This is a genomic window from Priestia sp. P5, assembly GCF_029522155.1.
GTDB lineage: Bacteria > Bacillota > Bacilli > Bacillales > Bacillaceae_H > Priestia > Priestia megaterium_E.
Genome location: NZ_JAKWFJ010000001.1, coordinates 2537659 through 2563923, shown reverse-complemented (window position 1 = coordinate 2563923; position 26265 = coordinate 2537659). Strand labels below are relative to the sequence as shown.

The following is a 26265-nucleotide window of genomic DNA, read 5'->3' as shown; positions in this document are numbered from 1 at the left end:
ACATAAAAGTGGAGGAAATCAATGAATATGTTTACAGATGACAGCGTAATGCTACACACGGATTTATATCAAATTAATATGGGAGAAACGTACTGGGAAGATAACATTCATCAAAAGAAGGCTGTTTTTGAAGTTTTCTTCCGCAAACTTCCTTTTGGGAATGGGTATGCTGTTTTTGCTGGATTAGAAAGAATTATTGAATATATTAAAGCATTTAAATTTAGCGAATCAGATTTAACCTACTTGCACGAAGAATTAGGTTTTAAAGAAGATTATTTAGCTTATTTAAAAGACCTTACATTTACGGGAACAATTCGATGTATGCGTGAAGGTGAGCTTGTGTTTCACAATGAACCAATTTTACGTGTAGAGGCACCATTAATTGAAGCTCAGCTCGTAGAAACAGCGATTTTAAATATTGTGAATTACCAAACGCTGATTGCGACGAAAGCAGCTCGAATCAAACATGTAGTAGGAGATCAAGTGGCAATGGAGTTTGGAACACGACGCGCTCAAGAAATGGATGCTGCTATTTGGGGAACAAGAGCAGCCTATATTGGCGGATTTAGTGCTACTTCTAACGTGCGAGCAGGAAAGAAATTTGGAATTCCAGTTGCAGGAACGCATGCTCATGCGATGGTGCAAGCTTATAAAGACGAATATATTGCATTTCATAAATATGCTCGTCGCCATAAAAACTGCGTGTTTCTAGTTGATACGTACGATACGTTAAAATCAGGAGTTCCCAACGCCATTAAAGTAGCAAAAGAATTAGGCGATAAAATTAATTTTACAGCGATTCGTTTAGACAGCGGCGATTTAACATATTTATCTAAAAAAGCTCGTCAAATGTTAGATGAAGCAGGGTTTACAGAGACAAAAATTGTTGCTTCCAACGATTTAGATGAAGATACGATTATGCATTTAAAGTCGCAAGGAGCACAAATAGACATGTGGGGAATTGGCACGAAGCTCATTACTGCATATGATCAGCCGGCGCTTGGTGCAGTGTATAAACTTGTCTCTATTGAAGGAGAAAATGGCGAGATGATGGATACGATTAAAATTAGCGCAAATCCTGAGAAAGTGAGTACTCCAGGGTTAAAGCGCGTATATCGTATTATTAATAATTTGAATGGGAAATCTGAAGGGGATTATATCACGATGGAAGACGAAGATCCTCAAAGCGAAGAACGTTTAAAAATGTTCCATCCTGTTCATACGTTTATCAGTAAATTTGTCACAAATTTTGAGGCAAAAGAACTCCATCATGATATCTTTGTAAACGGAAAGCTTGTGTATGAAACAGAAGAACTTCAGGAAATTCAGCAGTACGTAAAAGATAATTTAGAGCTGCTTTGGGATGAATATAAGCGCACGCGCAATCCTGAAGAATATCCAGTAGATTTAAGCGAAAAATGTTGGGAAAATAAAACGCGTCAAATTGCGTACGTAAAACAAAAAGTAGCGGAAGCCCTAAATAAAAAATAGTAGGGAGCTGGGGACATGTCAGATACGCTTGCTTATTTTCAACAGCTAAACCCTGATAAGAAAATAGATAAGCTTTTAGAAAAAGGAGCGAAAATTGGAATTTATGGTTCTTCTTTTGATCCGGTTACCAATGTTCATCTTTGGACGGCATCAACGGTTGCGCATCGAAAGAAGTTAGATGCTATTATCTTCTTGCCTTCATCGCACAAACGAACAGATAAAAAGCTCCAAACGTCCGATGAGCACCGTGTAAATATGGTTAGCTTAGCGATTAAAGACAACCCGAAATTTTTGCTCGATACGTATGAGCTAGACGTATTGCCCGGCTATCATTACACATACTACACTATGGAGCACTTTAAAAAATTGCTTCCACACGCTGACTTATTTTTTATTATGGGAGCCGACTTACTGCAAGATATTGGTGAAGGCAAGTGGAAGAAAGCAGATGAACTTATTAGTGAAAACCAGTTTATCATCATGGCAAGAGAGGGAATAGACATGTTGAAAGCTATTAGTCATTCTCCTTTGCTTCGAAATTATGACGACGGCCGGTTTCAGCTTCTTGATAAGGGGCTAGCGATGGAAATCAGCTCTACTTATATTCGTCAAGAATTTGCCCGGGGCGGAGAGCCAAGATATTTAATGCCTGATCTCTGTTATTTTTATAGTAAAAAACATGGATTGTATCAGTAAGAAATCTACATATAATGGAAGGAGAGCATGTATCATGTCAGACATGCAAGAAAAAATAAGAAAAGAGCTACATGTAAAATCTGAAATTGATCCAGCACAAGAAATTCGTGCCCGCGTTGATTTTCTAAAAACCTACCTAAAGTCAGCAAATGCAAAAGGCTTTGTATTAGGTATAAGCGGAGGGCAGGACTCTAGCTTAGCTGGACGATTAGCGCAGATTGCTGTAGACGAATTGCGAAAAGAAGAATACGAAGCAAAATTTGTAGCCGTTCGCTTGCCTCATGGCACGCAGCATGACGAAGCAGATGCGAAGGCGTCACTAGAATTTATTAAACCTAATGAAACATATACATTTAATATTAAAAACACGGTGGAAGCATTTGAAAGTTCGTTTACAGGTGCGACAGATATAGCGCTGTCTGATTTTCATAAAGGAAATGTCAAAGCACGTACGCGTATGATTGTACAGTATGCAATCGGAGGAGAAAACGGCCTTTTAGTTATCGGAACCGATCATGCAGCAGAAGCAGTAACAGGCTTTTTTACAAAATACGGAGATGGCGGAGCAGACGTGCTGCCTCTAACGGGATTAACAAAACGTCAAGGAAAAGCATTGTTAAAAGAATTAGGTGCAGATAAGCGATTGTACGAAAAAGTACCAACAGCTGACTTGTTAGATAATAGTCCTGGTCAATCTGATGAAACGGAACTGGGAATTTCTTATGATGAACTAGACGATTATTTGGAAGGAAAAGAAGTATCACAAGAAGCCGCTGGAAAAATTGAACAGCGCTATCGTATTACGGAACATAAACGTCAGTTACCGGCTAGTATGTTTGATGAATGGTGGAAATGAGAGAAATGCCCATATTAGGGATATCTAATATGGGCATTATTGTGAATGATTTCTTTCATAAAACAAAAAATTGGGGGGAAAAGTGTAATTTAACGAATTGTTTTCTCATACACACTTTGTTATTCTTACGCACTTTGGTATAATGAAGTGCTTTTAATATTATTGAGGAGGAACATTTTTTATGGCAGTTGAAGTAGGTAGCAAGGTACAAGGTAAAGTAACAGGTATTACTAATTTTGGAGCATTTGTAGAATTACCTGGAGGTCAAACTGGGCTTGTACATATTAGTGAGGTAGCTGACAGCTATGTAAAAGACATTAATGACCATCTTAAAGTTGGTCAAGAAATTGAAGTGAAAGTCGTTAATGAGAAAGACGGAAAAATTGGATTATCGATTAAAAAAGCAATAGATAAACCTGAAAGACCCTCATCTTCTTATTCACAACGCCCGCCACGTCAGGCAAGAAATAATGATAATCGTTCTAAAAGCAACTTCCAACCTAAGGAAAACTTCGAACAAAAAATGGCGCGTTTCTTAAAAGATAGTGAAGATAATTTATCTACACTAAAACGCAGCACTGAGTCAAAACGAGGTGGCAGAGGCGGAAGACGCGGATAAATCCCTTCCACTTTAACTACTTTATTATATAGCTGAAGCAAGCCAGTAAAAATTGGCTTGCTTCTTTTTTTTAATAGCTTAAGTACATACGATAGAAGAGTAAAGAGAAGGTTAGTTACTTACTTGGTTGTAAAGTAGATGCCAATAGTGACAAGAGATGAGAGAAGATCAAGGATGAGTAGGATGAAATTTAAATCTATCATAATCATGCCTCCCTTTTTGCGAGCGTTGACGTTAGTATCTGCACGAACTACTTTTATTATTCGTAATTTTTAAAAATTTCATTTAATTAAGTGCGATATTTCATATTAAATTAAACTATGTTCTAAATAATAAGTTATAAGATAAAAAAACGCTCATAAGAACAATTTTCTTAAAATAATAAAAAACCTTATAGGTAATCGAAGAGAAAGTAGGAATGAGTCCCTGATAGAAATAGCTAAATTAACAGAAATTCGTCAGTATTCTTGTATATTCATCTAATCCATTCATAATTTTAGGAATAAAAAAGTTATGAAAAGACGATAAACAGACAAAATTCTTCATTTTTTGAGCATTAGTACTCAGTTTGCAGGAATATACAAAATGATTCAATAGACTCAAGGATTTTATAGTAATATATAGAACTTCCATACTATTCTAATTTTTAGCTCACAAGCTAAGTAAAAGATGCGTATGTTCTGGGGATGAAGACATACATAGTTGCGTGAATTATAGAGAGAAATGGAGAGGACAAAACGATGAAAAAAGTATCAATTCGGGCTGTATTGAGTACAGTAGCATTTTCGGTTGCTTTATCTTCTTTTGCAATGGGAGCATCTGCTAACGGGAATTCAAAGCCGGCTCTTGAACCATCACTAGTTAAAATTCAAGGGGACTATAATTTAAAGTCGGCTAAAAAAGTAAAAGTTATTGTGGAGTTAAATGAAGAGTCTGTAGCGGAAGCAAAGAAAAAAGGAGTAGCGCAAAGTAAAGGAAAGATTAAAAAAGCGCGTGACGAAGTGAAAAAAGAGCTTTCAAAAGCTTCTAAAACTTCAAAAGTAAAGCGTGAATATGACCAGGTGTTTTCCGGATTTTCAGCGGAACTTCCCGCTAGTGACCTTGAAAAAGTAGCAAGTTTACCGGGAGTAAAAGCTATTTATCCAAGCGTTGAATATCATACAACAGAAGTGAAATCGAAAGAAGTGAGCGCCGAAGAATACGGTTCTGAAATGGATAAAAGCATTTACTATGTAGGAGCAGATCAAGTGTGGAAATCAGGATATACAGGTAAAAATATGACCGTAGCCGTTATCGATACAGGCGTTGATTACGACCACCCGGATTTAAAATCAGCGTTTGAGAAATATAAAGGATGGGATTTTGTCGACGATGACAAAGACCCTCAAGAAACGCCGGCTGGAGATCCAAAAGGCGAAGAGACAACGCACGGTACGCACGTAGCGGGTACAATTGCAGCGGACGGGAAAATTAAAGGGGTGGCTCCTGATGCTCATTTACTTGCTTATCGTGTACTAGGTCCAGGAGGAACGGGTACAACGGAAGACGTGATCGCCGGTATTGAACGTGCGGTAGAAGACGGGGCGGATGTAATGAACCTGTCGCTTGGAGATACGATTAATAATCCGGACTTGGCAACGAGTATTGCGTTAGATTGGGCAATGGAAGAAGGGGTAGTAGCTGTTACATCAAATGGAAACAGTGGACCAGCTAACTGGACAGTAGGCTCTCCGGGAACGTCACGTGAAGCTATTTCAGTTGGTGCGACTCAGCTTCCTTACAATTTGTATAAAACGACATTAACTGTAGATAACGCAAGCTATGCTTCTGCTGAAGTAATGGGCTTTCCAAATGACAAGGCATTACTGGATGCAAGCGGTAAAAATTATGAATTTGTACCTGTCGGACTAGGAAAACCAGAAGACTTTGAAGGAAAGGATGTAAAAGGAAAAGTAGCGGTTATTTCTCGCGGCGACATCGCGTTTGTAGATAAAGTTGACAATGCGAAAAAAGCCGGTGCTGCTGCAACGGTCATTTACAACAACGTAGAAGGAACAATCCCTGATATTCCAGGTACATCTCTGCCAAGTATTCGTTTATCAAAAGCAGACGGCCAAGCTTTGGTAGCTTCTTTAGCGAAAGGATCCGTCACGGGCTCTTTTACTGCAACCTTTAATCAGACGGTCGATGAAACAATGGCTGATTTTTCATCTCGCGGACCGGTTGTAGATACGTGGATGATTAAGCCGGACATTTCGGCACCGGGAGTCGATATCATCAGTACGGTGCCAACCAATGATCCAAGCAACCCTCATGGATATGGATCAAAACAAGGAACAAGTATGGCGGCACCGCACGTAGCAGGAGCAGCAGCGTTAATTTTACAGGCACATCCAAATTATAAAGTAGAAGACGTAAAAGCATCTTTAATGAACACAACAGAACTTCTTCGTGACCGCAATGGGCTCATTTACCCTCATAATACGCAAGGTGCAGGAAGCATGCGCGTAGTAGATGCAATTAAAGCGAAGACGCTTATTACCCCAGGAAGTCACTCGTACGGTGTCTTTTATAAAGATAAAGGGAAACAAGTAGAAAAACAAAGCTTTAAGATTAAAAATCTATCAAATCACAGTCAAAAATACTCGGTCAAAGTAAAATTTAAGAAAAGCCATCAAGCAATTGACGTTAAATCAACAAATGATTTAGTGATTAATGCAGGGAAGACACAAAAAGTAAACCTAAATGTAAAAGTAGATGCAGGGAAATTGTCTCCTGGCTATTACGAAGGGACAATTACCGTAAGTAACAATAAAGAAACGTATGATGTTCCAACGATCTTATTTGTAAAAGAGCCGAACTATCCTCGCGTTACTTCTGCTTATGTAGATGTACTTGGAAATGGCTCATTTGAATACGGCAGTTATTTACCAGGAGGAGCAGAGAAGCTTAGCTATTACATTTACGATGCAGCCCTAGAAAAAGGGGAATTGTTAAGTTCGTATACGAATGTAGGAAAAGGATTCTCTAGCGCAACGTGGGACGGAAAGATTAATGGTGAAGCTCTTCCAGCGGGAACGTATTATTTATACGCAGAAGCAGTGAAAGCAGGTCGGACGACAGGTTCTTTAGGAGAATTCGAAATTAAATAAATAAAAAAAGAGTGCCAGTCTAACTGACACTCTTTTTTTATTGAGCCGTATATCCACCATCAATCACAGCAGCTTGGCCGGTTACGCCTTTTGCTAAATCACTTGCTAAAAACATTGCATAATCTGCAATTTCATCAACTGCAAGCAAGCGTTTTTGAGGAACAAGAGGATAAATGACTTCTTCAAGTACTTTTTCAAGCGCTACATTTCGCGTACGTGCCAAATCTTTTAATTGATTTTGTACAAGCGGCGTATCAACATAACCAGGGCAAATCGCATTTACCGTAATACCGTGCTCTGCACCTTCAAGAGCAGCCACTTTCGTTAAGCCAATCACGCCGTGCTTAGCGCTGTTGTATGCCGCTTTTCCTGAGAAACCAATCAATCCGTTAATGGAGGACATGTTCAAAATGCGGCCGAATTTTTGCTTTTTCATAATAGGAAACGCATGCTTAGTCGCAACAAAAGGTGCAACAAGCATAATTTTCGTTAAAAGTTCAAATTTTTCAGTAGGAAATTCTTCGAGCGGGGAAACAAATTGCATGCCGGCATTGTTAATCAACACGTCAAGGCGGCCATATGTTTCAACCGTTTGAGCAATCATTTGTTCAATATCACTTTCCTTTGTCACATCTGCTTTAATGCCTAATGCTTCGTAGCCTTTTGTCTTCAATTTGTCTGCTGCTTTCTTAACTCCATCTTCATTTAAGTCAGTTAAGACAACAGTCGCTCCGTCTTCAGCGAAGCGCTCACCAATCTGGTAACCAATACCTTGAGCTGCACCTGTAATTAACACAATTTTGTTTTCAACCATCGTTTTTTCCCCCTTATATGTAGATGATATAAAATCGCTTACTTTTCCATTTTATCAAAAATTATCTTGATTTAGCGAGTTTTTTAACTGTACTTTACGCGAAAAGAATGGGTGTGGGAAGGTGTGTTTACTACCTTTACTTCCACATTGCTAACAGAAGCGAACGGTGAGGGACCTTTTTTAACTTCTTCAATAAATTTTTGGATGTTACTTTCTTCACCTTCAGCATCAATTTCGACTTTTTGATCGTCCCGATTTCGTACCCATCCGTTAATGGAGCATTCCATTGCCTTTAGCTGCGTATAGTGACGGAACCCAACCCCTTGAACGCGTCCGTCTACAATCATATGCACATGTTTTTTCACTGTTCTCACCTCGCAGGTAATTTTCCCTTTTTTATAAAAAAGAAAACAACTACAATCTTAACTTTCACTGTATAATAGAAAAAGACATTGTAAGACTTTAACAATTATAATGTAGATTAAATTAAGAAAGAAGGGTTATGAATGCAAGCAGCAGCACGAACGCAGCAAGCGCAGCCGGCAACGATTTATCGTATTTTATTTGCTATTAGTTTAGGACATTTCCTAAATGATTGTATGCAGTCCGTTATACCGGCACTTTTTCCTGTCCTTGAAAAATCGATGAATTTAAACTACACGCAAATCGGCTGGATTGCCTTTGCTTTAAACATGACGTCATCGATCATGCAGCCGGTATTCGGCGTATTTGCCGATAAGCGTCCCTCGCCATTTTTATTGCCAATTGCAATGTGTTTAAGCATGATTGGTATGGTTGGGCTCGCTTTAGCGCCAAATTTTTATTTTGTGATTATATCTGTCTTATTTGTAGGATTTGGCTCCGCTATTTTTCATCCGGAAGGTTCTCGCGTAGCATATATGGCAGCAGGAGGAAAACGGGGGCTGGCGCAGTCTATTTATCAAGTTGGCGGAAATACAGGACAGTCGATGGCTCCGCTATTTACGGCATTTATCTTTATCGGACTTGGTCAGTTTGGAACGATTTGGTTTACGTTAATTGCAGGTATCGGCGTAGTGGTTTTGTACAGCGTGTCTAAATGGTACAAATCGGAGTTAGCTACTCGTCAACGCCTGAAGAAAAAGCAGTCAGATGCTTCATTTACGATGAACAAGCAAATTATTTTTGCGGTTGGACTTTTAATTTTTCTTGTTTTTGCACGTTCATGGTACGGGGCAGGCATCCTTAATTTCTTTCAGTTTTATATCATTGAAAAATTTAATTTGCCTATCAAAAGTGCTCAGCTTTACGTTTTTTTATTTATGATTGCAGGGGTATTTGGAACATTCTTTGGAGGTCCGCTTGCCGATCGTTTCGGAAAACGAAATATTTTATTATTTTCTATGTTAGGGTCAGTACCGTTTACTTTATTACTCCCCCATGTTTCTCTAGGAGTGGCAGCACCTCTTTTAGTACTAATCGGCTTTATTCTTCAGTCAAGTTTCAGCGTTACGGTCGTCTACGCTCAGGAGCTGATGCCAGGGAAAATCGGCTTGGTTTCCGGCTTAATTGTAGGTCTTGCTTTTGGAATGGGAGCTTTAGGAGCTGTTGTATTCGGTAAATTAGCTGATGTCTTCAGCCTTCAGTTTATTATGCTGTTTTGCAGCTATCTTCCAATTTTAGGACTGCTAACATGGCTGTTACCGAGCGATAAGCGTGTGAAAGAAATGCACGAAGCAAAATAAGAAAAAGAAAAAGCAAACGCGCCTTAGCGTTTGCTTTTTTTATGAGAGTGAAGCAAATTTCAAGACGGATTCATATTTTTCTCCTACAATAGAGACAATAGAAATTGAAAATCGAAAGGAAGAATCACCTATGATTAAGCTAAGCGTATTGGATCAGTCTCCTGTTTCAAGCGGATCAACACCAAAGGAAGCGTTAAAACGCACGGTAGAGCTGGCTAAATTAACGGAAGAGTTGGGCTACCATCGCTTTTGGGTAGCGGAACATCATAATACGAACGGTCTTGCAGGCTCATCTCCGACACTTTTAATGACGCACTTAGCTTCTCACACGAGCCGAATCAGAATTGGGTCTGGAGGAGTGCTTCTTCCTCAATACAGTCCGTATAAAGTAGCAGAAGACGCTCAGCTGCTTGAAAATCTGTTTCCGAATCGAATTGACTTAGGTCTTGGACGGTCACCGGGAGGAGATGCGCTGACTCGGCTAGCGCTGACAGATGGAGTCCGTAAAAGCCTCAATGAATTCCCGCGGCAAATTCAAGCGTTAAAAGGACATCTTGAGCACAATTTGCCGTCTGATCATCCGTATTACGGCGTGACGGCTTATCCGTTAAGTGAAACAAAGCCGGAACTGTGGCATCTTGGCATTAATAAAAGAGGAGCAAGGTCGGCTGCTGAGCTGGGCATCTCTTTTACGTTTGGACATTTCATTTACTCAGTTGGTGGACAAGAAGCCATTCGTCATTATAAACAAGAATTTATCGCTTCTTCGTATCAATCACAGCCTAACACCAACGTATGCGTATTTGTTGTATGTGCAGAAACAACAGAAGAAGCCGAGCAGCATGCCAAAACGTTAGATGATTGGTTGTTGAAAGTAGCTAAAGGCGGAGATACAACGGTGTCATCCATAGAAGAAGTGCGCAATCGTTCTTATTCAGAAGAAGAGCTCAAAAAAATAAGCAACAATCGTCCTCGTATGATCGTAGGAAATCCAGCTGAAGTAAAACAAGGATTAATCGGGCTGCAGCAAAAATACGATAACGACGAATTTTTAGTGATTACAAATATCCATGATTATGAAGCAAAAAAGAAGTCTTATGAACTGCTTGCAGAGCTATTTCCTCAACCCTCATCTTTTTAAGAAAAGATGGGGTTTTTTTATGAAATTAAATGTTAGAATATTTAAAAAGGAGGAGTGACATGCACGTAGATCAAAAAAGTGTAAGCAGCCAAACTAATAAGGTAACCTATACACATATTAAAACAGGAGGGCCTCGCATTTGCTTTATGTTTTCCGGTCTGGGCTATACGTACGAAAAGCCGCTGTTGTATTATGTAACGATGCTGATGTTAAAACACGGAATTGACGTGGTTCAGATTCACTATACATATTCAAAAGAGCTGATGACAAAGTCTACAGATGAGATTGCAGACGTTATGATGAAAGACATTGACTTAGTGCTGCAGGACGTTTTATCTCATAATGACTATAAAAATATCATATTTGCAGGAAAATCGCTGGGTACCATTCCGCTGATTCAGCGAGTTATGAAAGATGAAGTCTACAAAGATGCAGTGATGCTTTTACTGACGCCGCTTTTAACCAGACCGGAACTGTTTGAAAGTTTACTAGAAAGCACTCATAAAGGTCTTATTGCAATAGGAACTCGTGATCACTATTATACTGAAGAAGTTTATCAATTAAAAACAAACACAATGAATATTGAAGTGATTGAAAATGCCGACCATTCATTGGACGTTTTGTATACTCCCGCGGAATCGTTAAAGGCACTTGAAACGGTTTTGAATGGTGTAGAAAAGATTCTGTGAGGTAGAGAGTAAGGAAAGGAGTACAAAATGGATACGCTACGTGAAATTATTTGCGAAAAAAGAGCCTACAGCTATTCACCTCATACTCATGATCATAACTACAGTCAGCTTTTGTTTCCGCTAGCAGGTGCTCTTGATATTCAAGCAAGTGAGCAGCACTTAACGCTGCAAGAAGGATGCTTTTACATTCCGCCTCGTCAGCTTCATACGTATCAAGCTAAAAATACGAATGAATGTCTGGTCGTTGATATTCCGTTGAAATTTACAGAAAGTGCGCATCTTTCTCAACAAGCAGCGTTTATTCAATGGGATTCAACGTGGAAAGCAATTCGCTACCTTTTACTTGATGAGCTTCAAAAAAGCACTGACAGAGGGGCGCTTGAAGATTTAGTCCGTTACGTTCAGCATTATTTACCAAAGAAACAAACGTTTAAATCCATTGATTATCTTCATGCTAACTTTAATCAAGAGCTAAACATAGAAAGTCTTGCTAAGCTGGAAAATTATCATCCTGCCTATTTTTCTGCTTGGTTTAAACAAAAAACGGGCTATTCGCCTCAAAGCTATGTAACGCGTATACGTTTAAATAAAGCAAAAGAACTGTTAAAAGAGAGCAGCTACTCGGTAACGTATATTGCGCATGAAGTCGGCTATCACAGCTTGTCTTCATTCACTAAATGGTTTGCAAAGCAAGAAGGAGTCTCACCCACGCAATATCGAAGTATCTTAAAAACAGACAAATAAGATCATAAAAGCGGAAAAACTTTTTTCTTTCTTTTAGTTATGATAAAAGAAAGGAGATGGAAATATGAATACTTCATTATCAAAAATACTTATATTATGTGCAGCTGTACTATGGGGAACAACAGGGACTGCCCAAGCTTTAGCATCTGCTGAAGCGCATTCTGTGGCGATTGGAGCCGTGCGTTTAGCTGTAGGGGGGCTGTCACTTTTTTCAGCTTGTCTTATTCAAAGAAAGAAAGTGGACCTAAGACGCCTTCCTATTCTGCCTCTTACGGTTGCTGCAGCAAGTATGGCCGCTTATCAGCCTTTATTTTTTTCAGCTGTCATTGAAACGGGTGTTGCAGTAGGAACAATGGTGGCAATCGGCAGTGCGCCTGTTTTATCAGGAGTATTAGATTACATAGTGTACCGCAAGAAACCTACAAAAAAATGGTTGCTTGCTACGGTTACTGGTATTATAGGGTGCAGCTGCTTGTTGTTAAAAAAAGATACTCAAATCGACGTGATAGGTTTGGGTATGGCTATAGGAGCAGGGACGTCTTTTGCTTGCTATACGACTGTTAATAAAAAAATTGTTCAGCATGTTGATCCGCAAGTAGGAGCTTCGCTTGTGTTTACAGCCGCCGCTGTTTTACTGATTCCATGCTGGTTTATGTATGATATGAGCTGGCTAGCCTCTTTAAATGGAATAGGCATCGCTCTTCACTTAGGAATACTTACGACGGCGCTTGCTTATGTATTATTTTCTACAGCGCTTAAGTCGGTGCAAGCGTCTACCGCCGTGACGTTATCGCTAGCAGAGCCTGTTACCGCTTTTTTACTTGGCGTCTTTTTTTTAGGAGAATCTCTAACTTTGGTAAACATATGCGGAGCAGCACTAGTATTTGCTAGCTTAGCGTTTTTAACGTATTCTCCGAAGTCATCGCTAAATCAAGAGGTGCGTATATAGAAAATCCCCTTTCTCTATAGAAAGGGGATTTTTTATTAAGCGTACATGCTAGCTACTTGTTTTTGCAGGTTGCTGTCTTCTAAATACTCATCGTACGTCATTTGCTTGTCAATTACTCCGTTTGGCGTAATTTCAATTACACGATTTGCAATCGTTTCAACGAACTGATGGTCATGAGATGTGAAAATCATTGAACCTTTGTAGCTGATAAGTCCATTATTTAGTGCTGTGATTGATTCTAAGTCAAGGTGATTCGTAGGATCGTCTAGTAAAAGAACGTTTGAACCGCTTAGCATCATTTTAGAAAGCATACAGCGAACTTTTTCTCCTCCGGAAAGAACGTTGGCTTTTTTCAACACTTCCTCACCAGAGAATAGCATTCTGCCTAAGAAACCGCGTAAGAAGCTTTCGCTTTGGTCATTAGGTGAATACTGACGCAGCCAGTCTACTAAGTTTAAGTCTCCGTTTTCAAAGTACTCGGAGTTATCTTTAGGGAAAAAGGCTTGAGACGTTGTGACACCCCATTTGTACGTACCGCTGTCCGCTTCCATTTCACCCATTAAAATCTTCATTAATGTTGAATTTGCAAGTTCGTTGCGGCCTACAAGAGCAATTTTATCATCTTTATTCATAATAAAGCTTACGTTATCAAGTACTTTTACGCCGTCAATTGTTTTTGTTAGACCTTCAACGCGAAGTACGTCATTTCCAATCTCACGTTCCGGCGTGAAGTTCACGTACGGATAGCGACGAGAAGAAGGACGGATGTCATCTAATGAAATTTTATCAAGCAATTTTTTACGAGACGTTGCTTGTTTTGATTTCGATGCATTTGCGCTAAAGCGAGCGATAAAGGCTTGAAGCTCTTTAATTTTTTCTTCTTTTTTCTTGTTCGCATCTGACGCCATTTTTTGTGCTAATTGACTTGATTCATACCAGAAATCATAGTTACCAACGTAGACTTGGATTTTACTGAAGTCAAGGTCAGCAATGTGCGTACATACTTTGTTTAAGAAGTGACGGTCATGAGATACAACGATGACTGTGTTTTCAAAGTTAATTAAGAACTCTTCTAACCATTGAATTGCTTGAATATCCAAGTTATTCGTAGGCTCATCTAAAAGTAATACATCAGGTTTTCCGAATAAAGCTTGTGCAAGAAGCACTTTTACTTTTTCACTACCCGTTAGTTCAGCCATTTTTTTGGCGTGAAGATCTTCAGAAATACCTAATCCTTTTAAAAGAATAGCTGCTTCTGATTCTGCTTCCCAACCGTTTAATTCAGCAAATTCACCTTCAAGCTCAGCTGCTTTCATTCCGTCTTCATCTGTGAAGTCTGCTTTCATATAAATAGCATCTTTTTCTTGCATTACTTCATAAAGGCGAGCGTGCCCCATAATAACGGTTTTCATAACTTCTTGATCTTCATATTCGAAGTGGTTCTGTTTTAAGACAGCAAGGCGTTCGCCAGGGCCCATATGTACATCACCAGTTTGAGATTCAATTTCACCAGATAAAATTTTTAAAAACGTTGATTTTCCAGCACCGTTTGCGCCGATTAATCCATAACAGTTACCAGGCGTGAATTTAATATTCACATCTTCAAATAACTTTCGGTCGCCAAATCGTAAACTTACATTACTAACTGTAATCATGTATGAGCAGTCCTCCAAATTCAATATCTATAAAATTATACCATTCTTTTGAGATAAGAGCGATATGAATACAATATTTCAAACATAAAGTGTAACCGACACTTTAAGCACTCGTCAACCATTTAAGGGGTTTTTTGAGCGGTGAAACTTGATTATTCTAGCATTCACCAAAACTTTGAACAGCAAACCAGCATGTCTAATCCTTCAGTAATCAGCTTTTTTTCATTTTTAAGATGGATGTTGTATTCCTTGTATAAGAAACAAAAAGAAGAATAATACTACCTGGTAAATAAAAGAATTTCTATGAAGTAAATACTGATATTTTAAGGGTGCTTATTTCTAAAATTGGTTTGATATAGACATAAATAGGGTGATTATCATGTGGAAATTAGTTGTTTCCTATGTTCCAGAAGGGCCAGTTTTTATACAAGCAGTTCTGGTTTTTTTCATCCCGTATATAATCTACAAATTATTAAGCGGGATTCGTAATTCAGAGGAAGAGTGATGAAAGTGAAAAAATGGAGATCAAAAATAAAAAAAATAGGAAACCATGCGAACGAGAAGGAAAACAAACAGGAATTTACACCTCAAAATTCATCTAATCATGTTACGGATCATTTAGCTTTAACTCTAAAAGTAGTTAAAAATGAAATTGGTCATAACTCCGACGTTCATTTTCGGGAGTTTATTATAGGACGCACCGGCATTCAGGCAGCTATTATTTTTGTAGAGGGGCTATCAGATAAAGATCTTATTGAAAAACATATTTTGTCATCATTGATGGCTGATTTTTCAAAAGAATACCAACAGGATCAGCTTTACGTAAAGGGAAGCCTTTCAAAACAGTGTATTAAAAGCCAAGTATTATCAATTGGTGATGTAGAAGAGGTTCATTCCATTAAAGAAGTAACATCAAAAGTCTTAACAGGATCTACGGCTCTTTTAATTGACGGAATATCACCTGCTTTAATTCTTGGTACAAGCAAAGTGAAAACAAGGACGATTGAAGAGCCCGTATCAGAAGCATTAGTGAGAGGGCCAAGAGTAGGCTTCACTGAATCTTTAAGTGATAATACTTCTTTACTAAGAGGAAGCGGAGACATTGAAAATTTGTCGCTGGTGAAATTTCAAGTAGGAAAGCGTTCCAAAAAAGACTTAGTTGTTGCTTACATAAAGGAGATTGTTAATACAGAACTAATTGAAGAAGTAGAAAAACGAATTAAAAAAATTGATCTTGATAATGTACCGGAGTCAGGATATGTTGAACAACTCATTGAAGATAATTACCTTAGTCCCTTTCCTCAGGTGCAGAATACGGAGCGTCCCGATCGTGTAATTGCTGCTTTGATGGAAGGGAGAGTAGCCATTTTATTAGACGGGACGCCTTTTGCTTTGATTGCCCCTGTTACGTTTAGCATGATGTTACAGTCGCCGGAAGATTATTATGAAAGGTGGATTCCCGGTACATTCATTCGTTTTCTTCGTTATATTGCAGTGGTTCTTTCCCTTTTTACACCGGCTTTGTATATTGCGTTTATTTCATTTCATCCAGGATTAATTCCGACTAAGTTAGCTATTTCTATTATAGGATCAAGATCTGGTGTTCCGTTTCCCGCCCTTATCGAAGCCTTATTTATGGAATTATCCATCGAAATTTTGAGAGAAGCCGGACTCCGGTTGCCGAAACCAATTGGTCCAGCAATGGGCATTGTCGGTGGGTTAATCATTGGAGAAGCTGCGGTGCAGGCAGGAATCGTTAGCCCTATTTTGGTGATTGTAGTGGCGTTAACTGCCATTTCATCGTTTTCTATTCCGCAATATAGTGTAGGAATCACATTGCGTATTCTTCGGTTTGTAGCCATGCTTTGTGCTGCCATACTTGGATTATATGGCGTCATCTTATTTTTCCTTTTTATGATGAGCCATTTAGTGAAACTAAAAAGTTTCGGCGTACCTTATATGAGTCCAGCTGTTCCTTATCGTTTAAGTGAATGGAAAGACTTGGTAGTCCGTATGCCTCTGATGATGATGAAACGACGTCCAAAGATGATGCACACCAAAGATCCTCTGCGAAAAGGGTAGCTTATGACGAAAGGAAGTGAGCTGTGGGTAATGATCAATTCAAACGATCGTATTACGACACCTCAAGCAACTGTGGTTGTTATCAATTTTATACTTGGAACAGGAATTCTTACCTTGCCCCGGACAGTTGCGGAACAAGTAAAAACACCAGATGTTTGGTTAAGTGTTATTTTAGGCGGAATAATTGCCATGATAGCAGGAGTAATTATGGTGAAATTAAGTCAACGCTTCCCTGAAAAAACCTTTTATCAATACAGCCAAGAAATTGTAGGGAAATGGATGGGCAAGTTATTTAGTTTCTTCATAATAGGTTATTTTTTAGTACTTGGTGGGTTTCATGCCCGTTCATTGGCAGAAGTAACAGGATATCTATTGTTGGAAGGAACCCCTAAATGGGCTATTATTATGCCCTTTATGTGGGCAAGTCTCTACCTAATCAGAGGGGGAATAAATCCAATCGCTCGTCTATTTGAGATTATATTACCTATTACGGTTATTCTTTTTTTACTTGTTGCCTTTATGAGTATCAAAATATTTGAAGTAGACAATCTGCGCCCGGTACTAGGTTCAGGTATCACACCGGTGCTAAAAGGCATAAAAACAACTGCTCTTGCATTCACGGGTCCTGAAATTATGTTAATCATTTTAGCTTTTATGAAAGAACCACACAAAGCAGGAAAAGCTGTATTAGTTGGAATTACTATTCCTTTATTCATTTATGTGATTACTGTTGTAATGGTGATCGGAGCGTTATCGGTTGATGGAGTAGTTACAAGAACATGGCCCACACTTGATTTGATACGAAGTTTTGAGCTGACCGGTTTGATTTTTGAACGATTTGATTCTCTGTTGCTGGTGGTATGGATTATGCAAATGTTTACTTCTTTTACTGTTAACCATTACGCTGCTTCATTAGGACTATCTCAACTTTTCCAAAAGAACATTCATCCATTTATGTATGGCGTGCTTCCCGTTATTTATCTTATTTCCATGATTCCCAAAAACATCAATGATGTATTTAAAGTAGGGGATATGGTTGGCAACGCTGCCTTAGTTTTATTTGGCTTTTTGCCGTTGCTTCTTCTCATTATTTCAAAAGTAAAGGGGAGAAAGTATGAAACAAACCTTTAATCACGTACAGTTCTTATTGGTTTTTCTCTCTGTTTTTTTGCTCGTTCCTCTGACGGGCTGCTGGAGTAGTCATGAAATTGAAGAAAGAAGTTTAGGGGTAGGTGTGGCGCTCGATAAGGGGAAGGAGTCCATGATTGAAAAAGAATTTGATGAACAAGGAGGGGGATATGCGAGAAAGAACCTGATTACGTCAACCTATCAACTTATCACCCCACAAGTGGCAAGTTCAACCACTAAACAAGGAGGTCCTCAACAGAAATCTTATGTGAATGTGTCTGAAACAGGAGATTCTGCTTTTCAAATGCTTCGTGAATTATCTTTAAGAAGTGATACTCCTTTAACTAGTCCCCATATGAAAGTGATGGTTATCGGTGAGGCCCTTGCACGATCGTATAGTTTGGAACAATTAGTGGATCAAAGTCTTCGTGACAATGATTTTAGACCAAGTTGTCTGATGTTTATTAGTAAAGGGAGAGCAAGCGACACACTCGAATCAAAAACAGCAGGAGAGATCCCAGCATTTCGTTTGTCTACAATGGTAGAAAATGCCTATCGAACAACGAGAATTTTACCTCCTATGCCGCTTATTAAACTAGAGAGCAAAATCCAATCACGGTCTAGTTTTCTGTTGCAAAATGTAGTATCAGCAAATGGAGAAATCAAATTTGCGGGTGCAGGTATAATTAAAGGAAAAACAAACAAAATGATTGGTTTTTTGAATGAAGAAGAACTAGATGGTCTGACTTGGATCACAGGTAAAGGAAAAGGTGGCCTAGTAAAAAGCTTTGATAAAAAGACCGGTCAGCTGATTGTATATGAAATAGAGTCTATGAAAAGTCGCATTCAACCTCATGTTAAAGGAAATAATATCTCTTTTGATGTACACATTGAATCAGTGGGAAGGCTATCTGAAAGTTGGATGACCTCAGGGAGCTCTTTTAACAATCAATTTTTACAGAACGCGCAAAAAACTTCAGAAAAAAAAGTAAAGCACCTGGTAAGAAACGTATTAGAAAAAATGCAAACAAAATATAAAGTTGATGTTGCAGGTTTCGGAAATCAATTGAGAATTAAGAGGCCCGGAGTATGGATGAGGGTTAAAGACAATTGGGATCAAACATTTAGTGAAGTGCCAATTAACTATGATGTGAAGTTAACGATTAAAGATTATGGAGCATCCGGGTCAAAAAAGTAAGCACCCGACTATAACTTTGTTTATCTTTATGTCAAAAATGAAAAAATCCCCCCAAAGAAATACTCATCACATGCTTCGTACGGAGCCCTCAATAAATAATAAATAAGAGCTGTCCAAAAGTGGCAGCTCTTATTTATTATTCAAAAATATAAGCTAATGCTTGAAGAGCCTGTTCTGGCGTTTCGACTACAACTTGGGCTTTGTTTGACAGTTCTTTAAGCGGATGGTGCAGTTTTTCAGGACGAACCAAAATTAACGGTTTATCTAATGCAATGGCTGTTGCCGCATCCATTGCGCTGTTCCACTGCTTGTATTTTTCGCCAAATAAAGCAATAACCACATCAGATTTTTTAAGGAGCACCTGCGTGCGTAAATTATTAATTTGAGAAGCAGCTTCATCTTTTAAGACAGCGTTAGGCTGTTTTCCTAAAATTTCTTCTCCAATGTTGTCGGAGCGGTCATGATCTGTCATGGGACCGACAAAGGTAAGGGGAAGGTTTAATTGTTCTGCTTGGTTTTTAATTTCGTCTCGCCAGTTATCGTGAATTTGCCCGGCGAGGTATACGTTTAAGTTCATTGTGTAGAAGTCCTCCTCTAACTAAAGTTTGTTTTATTTTATCAAATGTAAGCGGATAATACGAATGATTTGAATGGGCTACTTTTCCAAAAATAAGGTTATAGTAGACAAATAGTTAAAAAAGAGAAACAATAGAAGGCGTATTGCTAATTAAAGAAAGGATGTACATGATGACAGAAACAGTGCTACAAGTAGATCATGTCAGTAAAGTAATTGGGAAGAAAACCATTTTGCATGATGTATCCTTATCGGTTGAGCGCGGTGAGATTTTCGGATTGCTTGGTCCAAATGGCTCTGGAAAGACAACGCTAATTCGTACCGTCGTAGGGCTAATTAAAGAAACAGAGGGAACGATTACCGTTAATGGGTTTCCTTTAAAAGAACAGTTTACATCAGCTATGAAATCAATTGGAGCGATTATCGAAAACCCTGAGTTTTATGATTATCTGACGGGCTATCAAAATTTAAAACACTTTGCGAATATGCATGAAGGGATCACATCAGAACGCTTGGATGAAGTGATTGCTTTAGTAAAGCTTGAAAACAGCATTCATGCAAAAGTGAAGACGTATTCTCTTGGGATGAGACAGCGTTTAGGAGTAGCTCAAGCTATTTTACATAAGCCTGCATTGCTTTTACTAGACGAACCAACAAATGGTCTAGACCCAGCGGGAATGAGAGAGTTTCGTACATATTTACAAACGCTTTGCAGGGAAGAAGGAATTTCAATCTTAATCGCGAGCCACTTATTAAAAGAAGTAGAAGCATTATGTGACCGCGTTGGCATTATTCAAAACGGCGAGTTAAAAGCTATTCAAGATCTATCTCCAAATCGTCAAGATCAAGGAATGTACGTAGAATTTGAAGTGTCTGATGCACAAAAAGCAGCGAATCTTTTATCACAAGAATTTGAAGTAACGGTGAGATCACATAGTATCGACGTGGCGATTGTAAAAGAGCAGATTCCAGCTGTGAATAAAAAATTAGTGGACAGCGATATTTCAGTCTACCGAATTACCCCTGTGTATGAGACGCTTGAAGATTCGTTTATGTCCGTTACGGAAGGAGAGCACCATGCTTAAGCTAATTCAAAATGAACATATGAAATGGTTTCACAAAAGAAGTACAAAAATCACGTTTATTACAATCGGCATTTTAACTCTTTGTATGGCTCTTTTAATGAAGAAAGTAGCAAACAGTGCAGGAACAGAAGACAATATTTTGAACTTCCTGTCATTTAGTTCAGGTATGCTGATTCTCGTTCAATTTTTCGCGCTTGCTGTTGGAGGGTCAATGGTTGCAAAAGAGTTTGAAGCAGGTACCATTAAGCTTCTTTTAATTCGCCCTGCTAGACGTTCAACGATTTTAGCATCCAAGTACATAACGCTCATTTTAATTAGCTTGTATTATTTACTGAGCTATTTGCTTTTTTCGTTTGTATGGGGAGCATTGTTCTTTGGCTTTGCCAGTCTAGAAGGAGATGCGCAGCTGCTTAAAAACATTACGCTTACGTATGACAGTGCGTATATGGAAACGTTTATGATGATGACGTTCGCATTCATGCTGTCGTCTTTATTTAGAAACAGCGCGCTTGCTTCAAGTCTAGCTATTGTCGTAAGTATCGGAGCGAAAGCAGTAACTGGAATAGTGTCAGAGTTTGGTTTATGGTGGGGGAAATTTTTACTGTTCGCCAACACAAACTTTGTGCAGTATATGAACGGAATGAAGACGATGTTTGACGGCATGACGATTCCATTTTCAATCTTCATCTTAGTTGCACACTTTGTCTTCTTTATGGGCGTGGCTTGGGCAGCGTTTTTAAAACGTGACGTAGCTAATTGATGTGAGAATTTTCGCACTATACATTTTTCTGAAATAGCATTTGACAATTAAATAAAAAGAGATTACAGTAGTGAAAGACTATTTTTAAAACAACTATAAACTTCTTATCAAGAGAGACGGAGGGACTGGCCCTATGATGTCTCGGCAACTGGCTGTACGCAGTGCGGTGCCAAATCCAGCAGACGATGTTTCGTTTGGAAGATGAGAAGGGTAATCTTATGATACAAATAAGAGACCTCTTCTTGTCAATAAGAAGAGGTCTTTTTTATTACGTAAACAAGAGGTGTTAAGAATGGAACAACAAAAAGGAAACGGCTGGGCGCTGTTACCGCTGGGCGTCTTTTTAGTCCTGTTTGTCGGATCAGGAATTATAACGGGAGATTTTTATAAGCTGCCTGTATTAGTAGCCATTATTATTGCAGCTATTGTAGCGCTGGCTATGAACCGCAAAGATTCACTTAATGTAAAAGTGGAGCGTTTTGCTAAAGGAGCAGGGCATCCTGATATCATTATTATGGTGCTTATTTTTATTTTAGCAGGTGCTTTTTCTGAAGTCGCTAAAGGTATGGGAGCTGTTGACTCAACAGTAAACTTAGCGCTTTCCGTGCTTCCGCAAAGTTTAGTCGTAGCAGGAATCTTTGTTATTGGCGCATTCATTTCAATTTCGATGGGAACATCAATGGGAACAATTGCTGCGCTAGGACCTATCGCTGTAGGAATCAGTGAGCAAGCGCATGTTTCTGTTACATTGGCAATAGCAGGTGTAATTGGCGGTGCAATGTTTGGTGATAATTTATCTGTTGTTTCTGATACAACGATTGCGGCAGTTCGTACGCAAAAAACAAATATGACGGATAAATTGAAAGTGAACTTTTTTATCGTACTTCCTGCAGCGATTGTTACGGTAATTTTATTGCTTGTAATGACGCTAGGCAACACGTCATCAGTAGAAATTAAAGATTTCAGCTGGTTTAAAATCTTGCCTTATATCGGCGTACTCGTTGCTGCAGTATTTGGTGCAAACGTATTAAGCATTTTAACCGGAGGAATCGTGCTAGCCGGCGTAATTGGATTAGCTGACGGAAGCTACACGCTTTCTTCTCTTGCTAAAACTGTGACAGAAGGTATTGGCGGAATGTCAGAGTTAATTATTTTATCTCTATTAATTGGCGGAATGGTTGAGCTCATCCGCTATAACGGCGGTATTCAGTTCTTATTGAATTTATTAACACGACGCATCCAAACGAAAAAAGGTGGAGAATTCAGCATCGCTGGGTTGGTAAGTTTAACAAATTTAGCAACGGCTAATAACACGATTTCAATTATTACAGCAGGTCCGTTAGCAAAAGAAATCTCTGATAAGTATTCAATTGATAATCGTAAATCAGCCAGTCTGCTTGACTTGTTTTCATGCAGCGTTCAAGGGCTTATCCCTTACGGCGCACAAATGCTTCTTGCAGCAGGATTTGCTAAAGTTTCACCGATTGAGATTATTCCATTTACATTCTATCCAATGTTAACAGCGGTTTGCGGTATCATTGCGATTGTAATTGGCTTTCCACGTTTAAATAAAAAATCAAAATCATCTAAAGAGGCTGCTTAATCTAAAGAGGCTGGAACGAAAGTATTTTAGATGAAGTGAAAAACGAACCATTGATCATGATGTTTGATTAGTGGTTCGTTTTTTTTGTTGTGTTAAACGCAGGTTTCATGTGTGTAGGTCCTTCTAGCAGTTGATTAGAGGGCAAGGCGAAGACTCCTGCGGAAAAAGCGGAACAGGTGAGACCCCACAGGAGCGTAAGCGACGAGGAGGCTCAGCGGCCGCCCGCGGAAAGCGAAGTCTTGCACGGAAATCAACTGCGGTGTCACAAGCGGTTCAGCTCATGTATACTAGTTGTTCGTCTTAAGATTGGATTCAGTTCGTTATGTCTCAACCTCTTTTTTTACTGTTTGAAAAAATCAGTCGGTTTTTCCCCATCCAATTCCTTCCAAAGTTTCTCATTTTGTTTAAGTGCATAAGCCGCTCCTCCAATTTCAATTCCGCATAATAAAATGAATAATAAAATACCCATGAAATGACCTCCTTACGTAAATGAATAAAAACACGATGGTAACGGGTTTAGCTTATTGCAATTTCACTTTATAATGAGAATAAAGTATGAAAAGCGTTTCAGCGCAAGAGAAAAAGGTGAAAACATGACAAATATCCGAGATATCGCAAAAAAAGCTGGTGTATCTGTTTCGACTGTATCCCGGGTGCTAAATCATCATCCGTATGTAAAAGAAGAAAAACGCCGGCTGGTAGAGCAGGTTATTCACGAACTTAATTATGAACAAAACATTAATGCCGTTCACTTATCAAAAGGGAAAACAAATATGATTGCCGTCGTCTTGCCTTTTATTAATCATCCGTATTTCAGTCTGCTTTTAGAAGGAGTGGCATCTCAAGCGTTAGAAAAGCAGTATCAGCTTGTTATTTGTCAGACGAACTATGATGTAAAAAAAGAAGAAGAAGCGCTTCATATGCTGAAAACAAAGCAAGTTGATGGAGTGATTATTTGTTCTAGAGCAAGCAGCTGGAGCACGATTGAATATTATCAGCAGTACGGGCCGATAGCCGTGTGCGAAAACGTACAGAATCGTTCTATTCGCTCCGTATACGTTGATCATTATGCAGCTTTTAAGCAGGCGCTTATGTATTTAAAAGAAAAAGGATATACGGATATTGGCTACTGTATCGGAAGAATGACGGGTACAAATAGCCTGCAGCGGCAGCAAGCATACAAAGAATATGTAGAAAGAATAAATCAGCCTTATCATCCGGAATGGGTTTTTCAAGGCTGTTTGAACGTGACAGATGGTGAAAAAGTGGTGGAAAAACTAGTGCAGATGAAAAATCGGCCTCAGGCGCTTTTAGTAACAAACGATCAAGTCGCTATCGGAATAAAAGCTCAGTGCGAACAAGCGGGTATTTCAGTTCCTGGTGAGTTAGCTATCATTGGTTTTGATAATCATCCCCTTTCTTCTTATTTACAAATAACAACGATTGAACTTCCTCTTAAGGAAATGGGAGAAACGCTTTTTACATTAGTGGGAAGCAAGGCTCCTCAGAAAATTGAGCTCCCTTTTCGGTTTATTGAGCGTAAAAGCGTATGAATTCTTGATGATGCCATGAGGTGTTTTTACCGGATAAAATGAGCAAAAGCGGACATCATACGAGTAAAGAAAGAAGAAAAGGATGATGATCGTGGAGAAAAAAGAATATCAAGTGGGAGATCAAGTATTTGTTATTTACCGAAATCCTCATACGGCAAACGTTGCGAATATTAATCAGGCTGAAATTGTTGAACATCCTGAAAACAAAGGTGAAAAGGCGCTGTTTTTACATGAGTCTTATCATTTGTTAGCTGAAGATGATGCCGTGTATTCAACGTATGAAGAAGCTGAAAAAATGTATAATAAGATATTTGATTATGAACAATATGACTGATGCAGAGGCTAAGACAAAAGTAGTGTAGTTAAAGGTAAACACGAACTATCTATCAAAAATGGATGAATAGTTCGTGTTTTTTTATGATCATGGTGAACGCAAGTTTCATGTATGTAGGTGTTTCTAGTGGTTGATTGGGTTCATTTCATTATGTTCCCATCTCTTTTTGTGTGAAAAATAATTAATTACCAAGGATAGAGTCTTTTTATTTTTCAAACGCTATTAGTATTAGAAAAAAGGAAGTGTACATGATGATAAAACCTTTTGTACCTCAATTAGTATATATTGAGCCAGGGGCAATGGAGTACCCGCTTGGTGTTCAATTAAAAGAAAAATTTGAGAAGATGGGAATTGAGATTCGTCAAACAACTTCTCATAATCAAGTGCGTAATATACCGGGAAAAAATGATTTGCAAAAATACCGCAATGCCAAGTCGACTTTAGTAGTTGGCGTGCGTAAAACATTGAAATTTGATACATCTAAACCGTCAGCTGAATATGCAATACCGTTTGCAACAGGTTGTATGGGGCACTGTCACTATTGTTATTTGCAGACAACAATGGGAAGCAAACCATATATTCGCACGTACGTGAATGTTGAAGAAATATTAGGTCAAGCACAACAATATATGCAGGAAAGAGCCCCTCAAATAACGCGATTTGAAGCGGCTTGTACATCTGATATCGTAGGAATTGACCATTTAACACATTCATTGAAGCGCGCGATTGAATATTTTGGGGAAAGTGAACTAGGTCAATTGCGCTTTGTGACTAAGTTTCATCACGTGGATCATTTATTGGATGCTAAACATAATGGTCGCACGCGCTTTCGCTTTAGCATAAATGCAGATTATGTTATAAAAAACTTTGAACCTGGTACATCTCCTCTCGATTACCGGATTGAAGCTGCTAATAAAGTCGCAAAAGCCGGATATCCACTTGGTTTTATTGTGGCCCCTATTTACATTCATGAAGGTTGGCAAGAGGGGTACCGTCAGCTGTTTGAAAAGCTTGACGCCTCTATACCTGAGGAGTCAAGAGATGATATTACGTTTGAAATGATTCAGCATCGCTTTACCAAGCCGGCCAAGCGGGTAATTGAGAAAAATTATCCAAAAACGAAGCTTGAGATGAATGAAGAGGAGCGCCGCTACAAATGGGGGCGTTACGGAATTGGAAAGTATGTATACGCAAAAGATGAAGAACAAGAATTAAGAGAAACATTAGAATATTACATTGATCAGTATTTTCCAAATGCAAAAATCGAATATTTTACGTAATTATTCTACAGTAATTGAAAAGTTATTCTGACGCCTTAGTCAAAATAACTTTTCAATTTTTAATGTAAAAAAATAAATTGCTTGCTAATAAGCTGAAAAAAAGAGGTTATTTTTATCTCTTGTCGTATTACATACAAA

At 38.7% G+C, this 26265-nt stretch carries 25 protein-coding genes and 1 riboswitch; of the genes, 20 read left to right on the top strand and 5 right to left on the bottom strand.

Going from position 1 to position 26265, the window contains the following annotated elements; translation table 11 throughout:
- Positions 1-21: 21 nt before the first annotated feature.
- The 5 genes from MMB69_RS13710 to MMB69_RS13690 all read left to right on the top strand — a co-directional run bounded on the left by MMB69_RS13710 (position 22) and on the right by MMB69_RS13690 (position 6814).
- Positions 22-1491, top strand: coding sequence for a nicotinate phosphoribosyltransferase (locus tag MMB69_RS13710; RefSeq protein ID WP_221783005.1), 1470 nt, complete (start codon positions 22-24; stop codon positions 1489-1491).
- A gap of 15 nt (positions 1492-1506) precedes the next feature.
- Positions 1507-2187 (top strand): nicotinate (nicotinamide) nucleotide adenylyltransferase, encoded by a 681-nt coding sequence (nadD, locus tag MMB69_RS13705; protein WP_014460242.1) that lies wholly within the window; start codon positions 1507-1509, stop codon positions 2185-2187.
- Between the two features lie 34 nt (positions 2188-2221).
- The gene (gene nadE, locus MMB69_RS13700) at positions 2222-3043 is read left to right on the top strand and encodes an ammonia-dependent NAD(+) synthetase (RefSeq protein WP_221783006.1); all 822 of its coding nucleotides are present in this window, start codon (positions 2222-2224) and stop codon (positions 3041-3043) included.
- Between the two features lie 181 nt (positions 3044-3224).
- A complete protein-coding gene (locus MMB69_RS13695; RefSeq protein ID WP_013056909.1) occupies positions 3225-3662 on the top strand; it encodes a S1 domain-containing RNA-binding protein in 438 nt (145 codons plus the stop codon).
- 740 nt (positions 3663-4402) lie between these two features.
- The gene (locus tag MMB69_RS13690; protein ID WP_221783008.1) at positions 4403-6814 is read left to right on the top strand and encodes a S8 family serine peptidase; all 2412 of its coding nucleotides are present in this window, start codon (positions 4403-4405) and stop codon (positions 6812-6814) included.
- A 37-nt stretch (positions 6815-6851) separates the two neighbouring features.
- Here the strand turns inward: MMB69_RS13690 and MMB69_RS13685 are convergent, their stop codons facing one another.
- Together MMB69_RS13685 and MMB69_RS13680 are read right to left on the bottom strand one after the other, a co-directional pair.
- Entirely contained in the window at positions 6852-7628 is a 777-nt protein-coding gene (locus MMB69_RS13685; RefSeq protein WP_025752250.1) for a 3-hydroxybutyrate dehydrogenase, read from the bottom strand.
- Positions 7629-7711: 83 nt separating this feature from the next.
- Positions 7712-7993: an acylphosphatase gene (locus MMB69_RS13680; RefSeq protein WP_153255291.1), complete on the bottom strand. Its 282-nt coding sequence runs from the start codon at positions 7991-7993 to the stop codon at positions 7712-7714.
- A 141-nt stretch (positions 7994-8134) separates the two neighbouring features.
- On the opposite strand from MMB69_RS13680, the gene MMB69_RS13675 reads away from it, so the two are divergent.
- The 5 genes from MMB69_RS13675 to MMB69_RS13655 all read left to right on the top strand — a co-directional run bounded on the left by MMB69_RS13675 (position 8135) and on the right by MMB69_RS13655 (position 12875).
- Positions 8135-9352, top strand: a complete 1218-nt coding sequence (locus tag MMB69_RS13675) for an MFS transporter (protein WP_013083032.1) — start codon at positions 8135-8137, stop codon at positions 9350-9352.
- A 130-nt stretch (positions 9353-9482) separates the two neighbouring features.
- A complete protein-coding gene (locus MMB69_RS13670) occupies positions 9483-10493 on the top strand; it encodes an LLM class flavin-dependent oxidoreductase (protein ID WP_221783010.1) in 1011 nt (336 codons plus the stop codon).
- A 59-nt stretch (positions 10494-10552) separates the two neighbouring features.
- A complete protein-coding gene (locus MMB69_RS13665) occupies positions 10553-11182 on the top strand; it encodes an alpha/beta family hydrolase (RefSeq protein ID WP_221783012.1) in 630 nt (209 codons plus the stop codon).
- A 27-nt stretch (positions 11183-11209) separates the two neighbouring features.
- Positions 11210-11926, top strand: a complete 717-nt coding sequence (locus tag MMB69_RS13660) for a helix-turn-helix transcriptional regulator (RefSeq protein ID WP_221783014.1) — start codon at positions 11210-11212, stop codon at positions 11924-11926.
- Between the two features lie 64 nt (positions 11927-11990).
- A complete protein-coding gene (locus MMB69_RS13655) occupies positions 11991-12875 on the top strand; it encodes a DMT family transporter (protein ID WP_221783015.1) in 885 nt (294 codons plus the stop codon).
- 35 nt (positions 12876-12910) lie between these two features.
- Here the strand turns inward: MMB69_RS13655 and MMB69_RS13650 are convergent, their stop codons facing one another.
- Complete coding sequence (locus tag MMB69_RS13650) at positions 12911-14530, bottom strand: ABC-F family ATP-binding cassette domain-containing protein (protein WP_013083037.1); 1620 nt, start codon at positions 14528-14530, stop codon at positions 12911-12913.
- A 504-nt stretch (positions 14531-15034) separates the two neighbouring features.
- On the opposite strand from MMB69_RS13650, the gene MMB69_RS13645 reads away from it, so the two are divergent.
- From MMB69_RS13645 to MMB69_RS13635, 3 genes are read left to right on the top strand one after another with little or no spacing between them, the layout of a single operon-like run.
- Positions 15035-16612, top strand: a complete 1578-nt coding sequence (locus MMB69_RS13645; protein ID WP_221783016.1) for a spore germination protein — start codon at positions 15035-15037, stop codon at positions 16610-16612.
- A 3-nt stretch (positions 16613-16615) separates the two neighbouring features.
- Entirely contained in the window at positions 16616-17743 is a 1128-nt protein-coding gene (locus tag MMB69_RS13640) for a spore germination protein (RefSeq protein WP_221779916.1), read from the top strand.
- Positions 17727-18938, top strand: a complete 1212-nt coding sequence (locus MMB69_RS13635; RefSeq protein ID WP_221783018.1) for a Ger(x)C family spore germination protein — start codon at positions 17727-17729, stop codon at positions 18936-18938. Before MMB69_RS13640 ends, MMB69_RS13635 begins: the two co-directional genes overlap by 17 nt.
- Before the next feature lie 136 nt (positions 18939-19074).
- Here MMB69_RS13635 and MMB69_RS13630 read toward each other — a convergent pair whose 3' ends face one another.
- Positions 19075-19515, bottom strand: coding sequence for a YtoQ family protein (locus MMB69_RS13630; RefSeq protein ID WP_221783020.1), 441 nt, complete (start codon positions 19513-19515; stop codon positions 19075-19077).
- 170 nt (positions 19516-19685) lie between these two features.
- Between MMB69_RS13630 and MMB69_RS13625 the strand changes: the two genes are divergently transcribed.
- The 4 genes from MMB69_RS13625 to MMB69_RS13610 all read left to right on the top strand — a co-directional run bounded on the left by MMB69_RS13625 (position 19686) and on the right by MMB69_RS13610 (position 23264).
- Positions 19686-20597: an ABC transporter ATP-binding protein gene (locus tag MMB69_RS13625; RefSeq protein ID WP_221783426.1), complete on the top strand. Its 912-nt coding sequence runs from the start codon at positions 19686-19688 to the stop codon at positions 20595-20597.
- Positions 20590-21357, top strand: coding sequence for an ABC transporter permease (locus tag MMB69_RS13620; protein WP_221812855.1), 768 nt, complete (start codon positions 20590-20592; stop codon positions 21355-21357). Before MMB69_RS13625 ends, MMB69_RS13620 begins: the two co-directional genes overlap by 8 nt.
- A gap of 101 nt (positions 21358-21458) precedes the next feature.
- Positions 21459-21565: riboswitch (SAM riboswitch) on the top strand.
- An 84-nt stretch (positions 21566-21649) separates the two neighbouring features.
- On the top strand, positions 21650-22960 hold the full coding sequence (locus MMB69_RS13615) for a Na+/H+ antiporter NhaC family protein (RefSeq protein WP_128820727.1): 1311 nt from the start codon (positions 21650-21652) through the stop codon (positions 22958-22960).
- A 130-nt stretch (positions 22961-23090) separates the two neighbouring features.
- Positions 23091-23264 (top strand): hypothetical protein, encoded by a 174-nt coding sequence (locus MMB69_RS13610; RefSeq protein ID WP_264409143.1) that lies wholly within the window; start codon positions 23091-23093, stop codon positions 23262-23264.
- Positions 23265-23300: 36 nt separating this feature from the next.
- Here the strand turns inward: MMB69_RS13610 and MMB69_RS13605 are convergent, their stop codons facing one another.
- A complete protein-coding gene (locus MMB69_RS13605; RefSeq protein ID WP_260506606.1) occupies positions 23301-23429 on the bottom strand; it encodes a hypothetical protein in 129 nt (42 codons plus the stop codon).
- A 124-nt stretch (positions 23430-23553) separates the two neighbouring features.
- Here MMB69_RS13605 and MMB69_RS13600 point away from each other — a divergent pair, with 124 nt between their 5' ends.
- From MMB69_RS13600 to splB, 3 genes are all read left to right on the top strand, one after another.
- Positions 23554-24513 carry a LacI family DNA-binding transcriptional regulator gene (locus tag MMB69_RS13600; RefSeq protein WP_221783026.1) on the top strand — a complete coding sequence of 320 codons (960 nt, stop codon included), beginning with the start codon at positions 23554-23556 and terminating at the stop codon, positions 24511-24513.
- Positions 24514-24598: 85 nt separating this feature from the next.
- Positions 24599-24847 carry a transcriptional regulator SplA domain-containing protein gene (locus MMB69_RS13595; RefSeq protein WP_016764006.1) on the top strand — a complete coding sequence of 83 codons (249 nt, stop codon included), beginning with the start codon at positions 24599-24601 and terminating at the stop codon, positions 24845-24847.
- Positions 24848-25098: 251 nt separating this feature from the next.
- Positions 25099-26127: a spore photoproduct lyase gene (gene splB / locus MMB69_RS13590; RefSeq protein ID WP_221783427.1), complete on the top strand. Its 1029-nt coding sequence runs from the start codon at positions 25099-25101 to the stop codon at positions 26125-26127.
- The last annotated feature ends 138 nt before the right edge of the window (positions 26128-26265 follow it).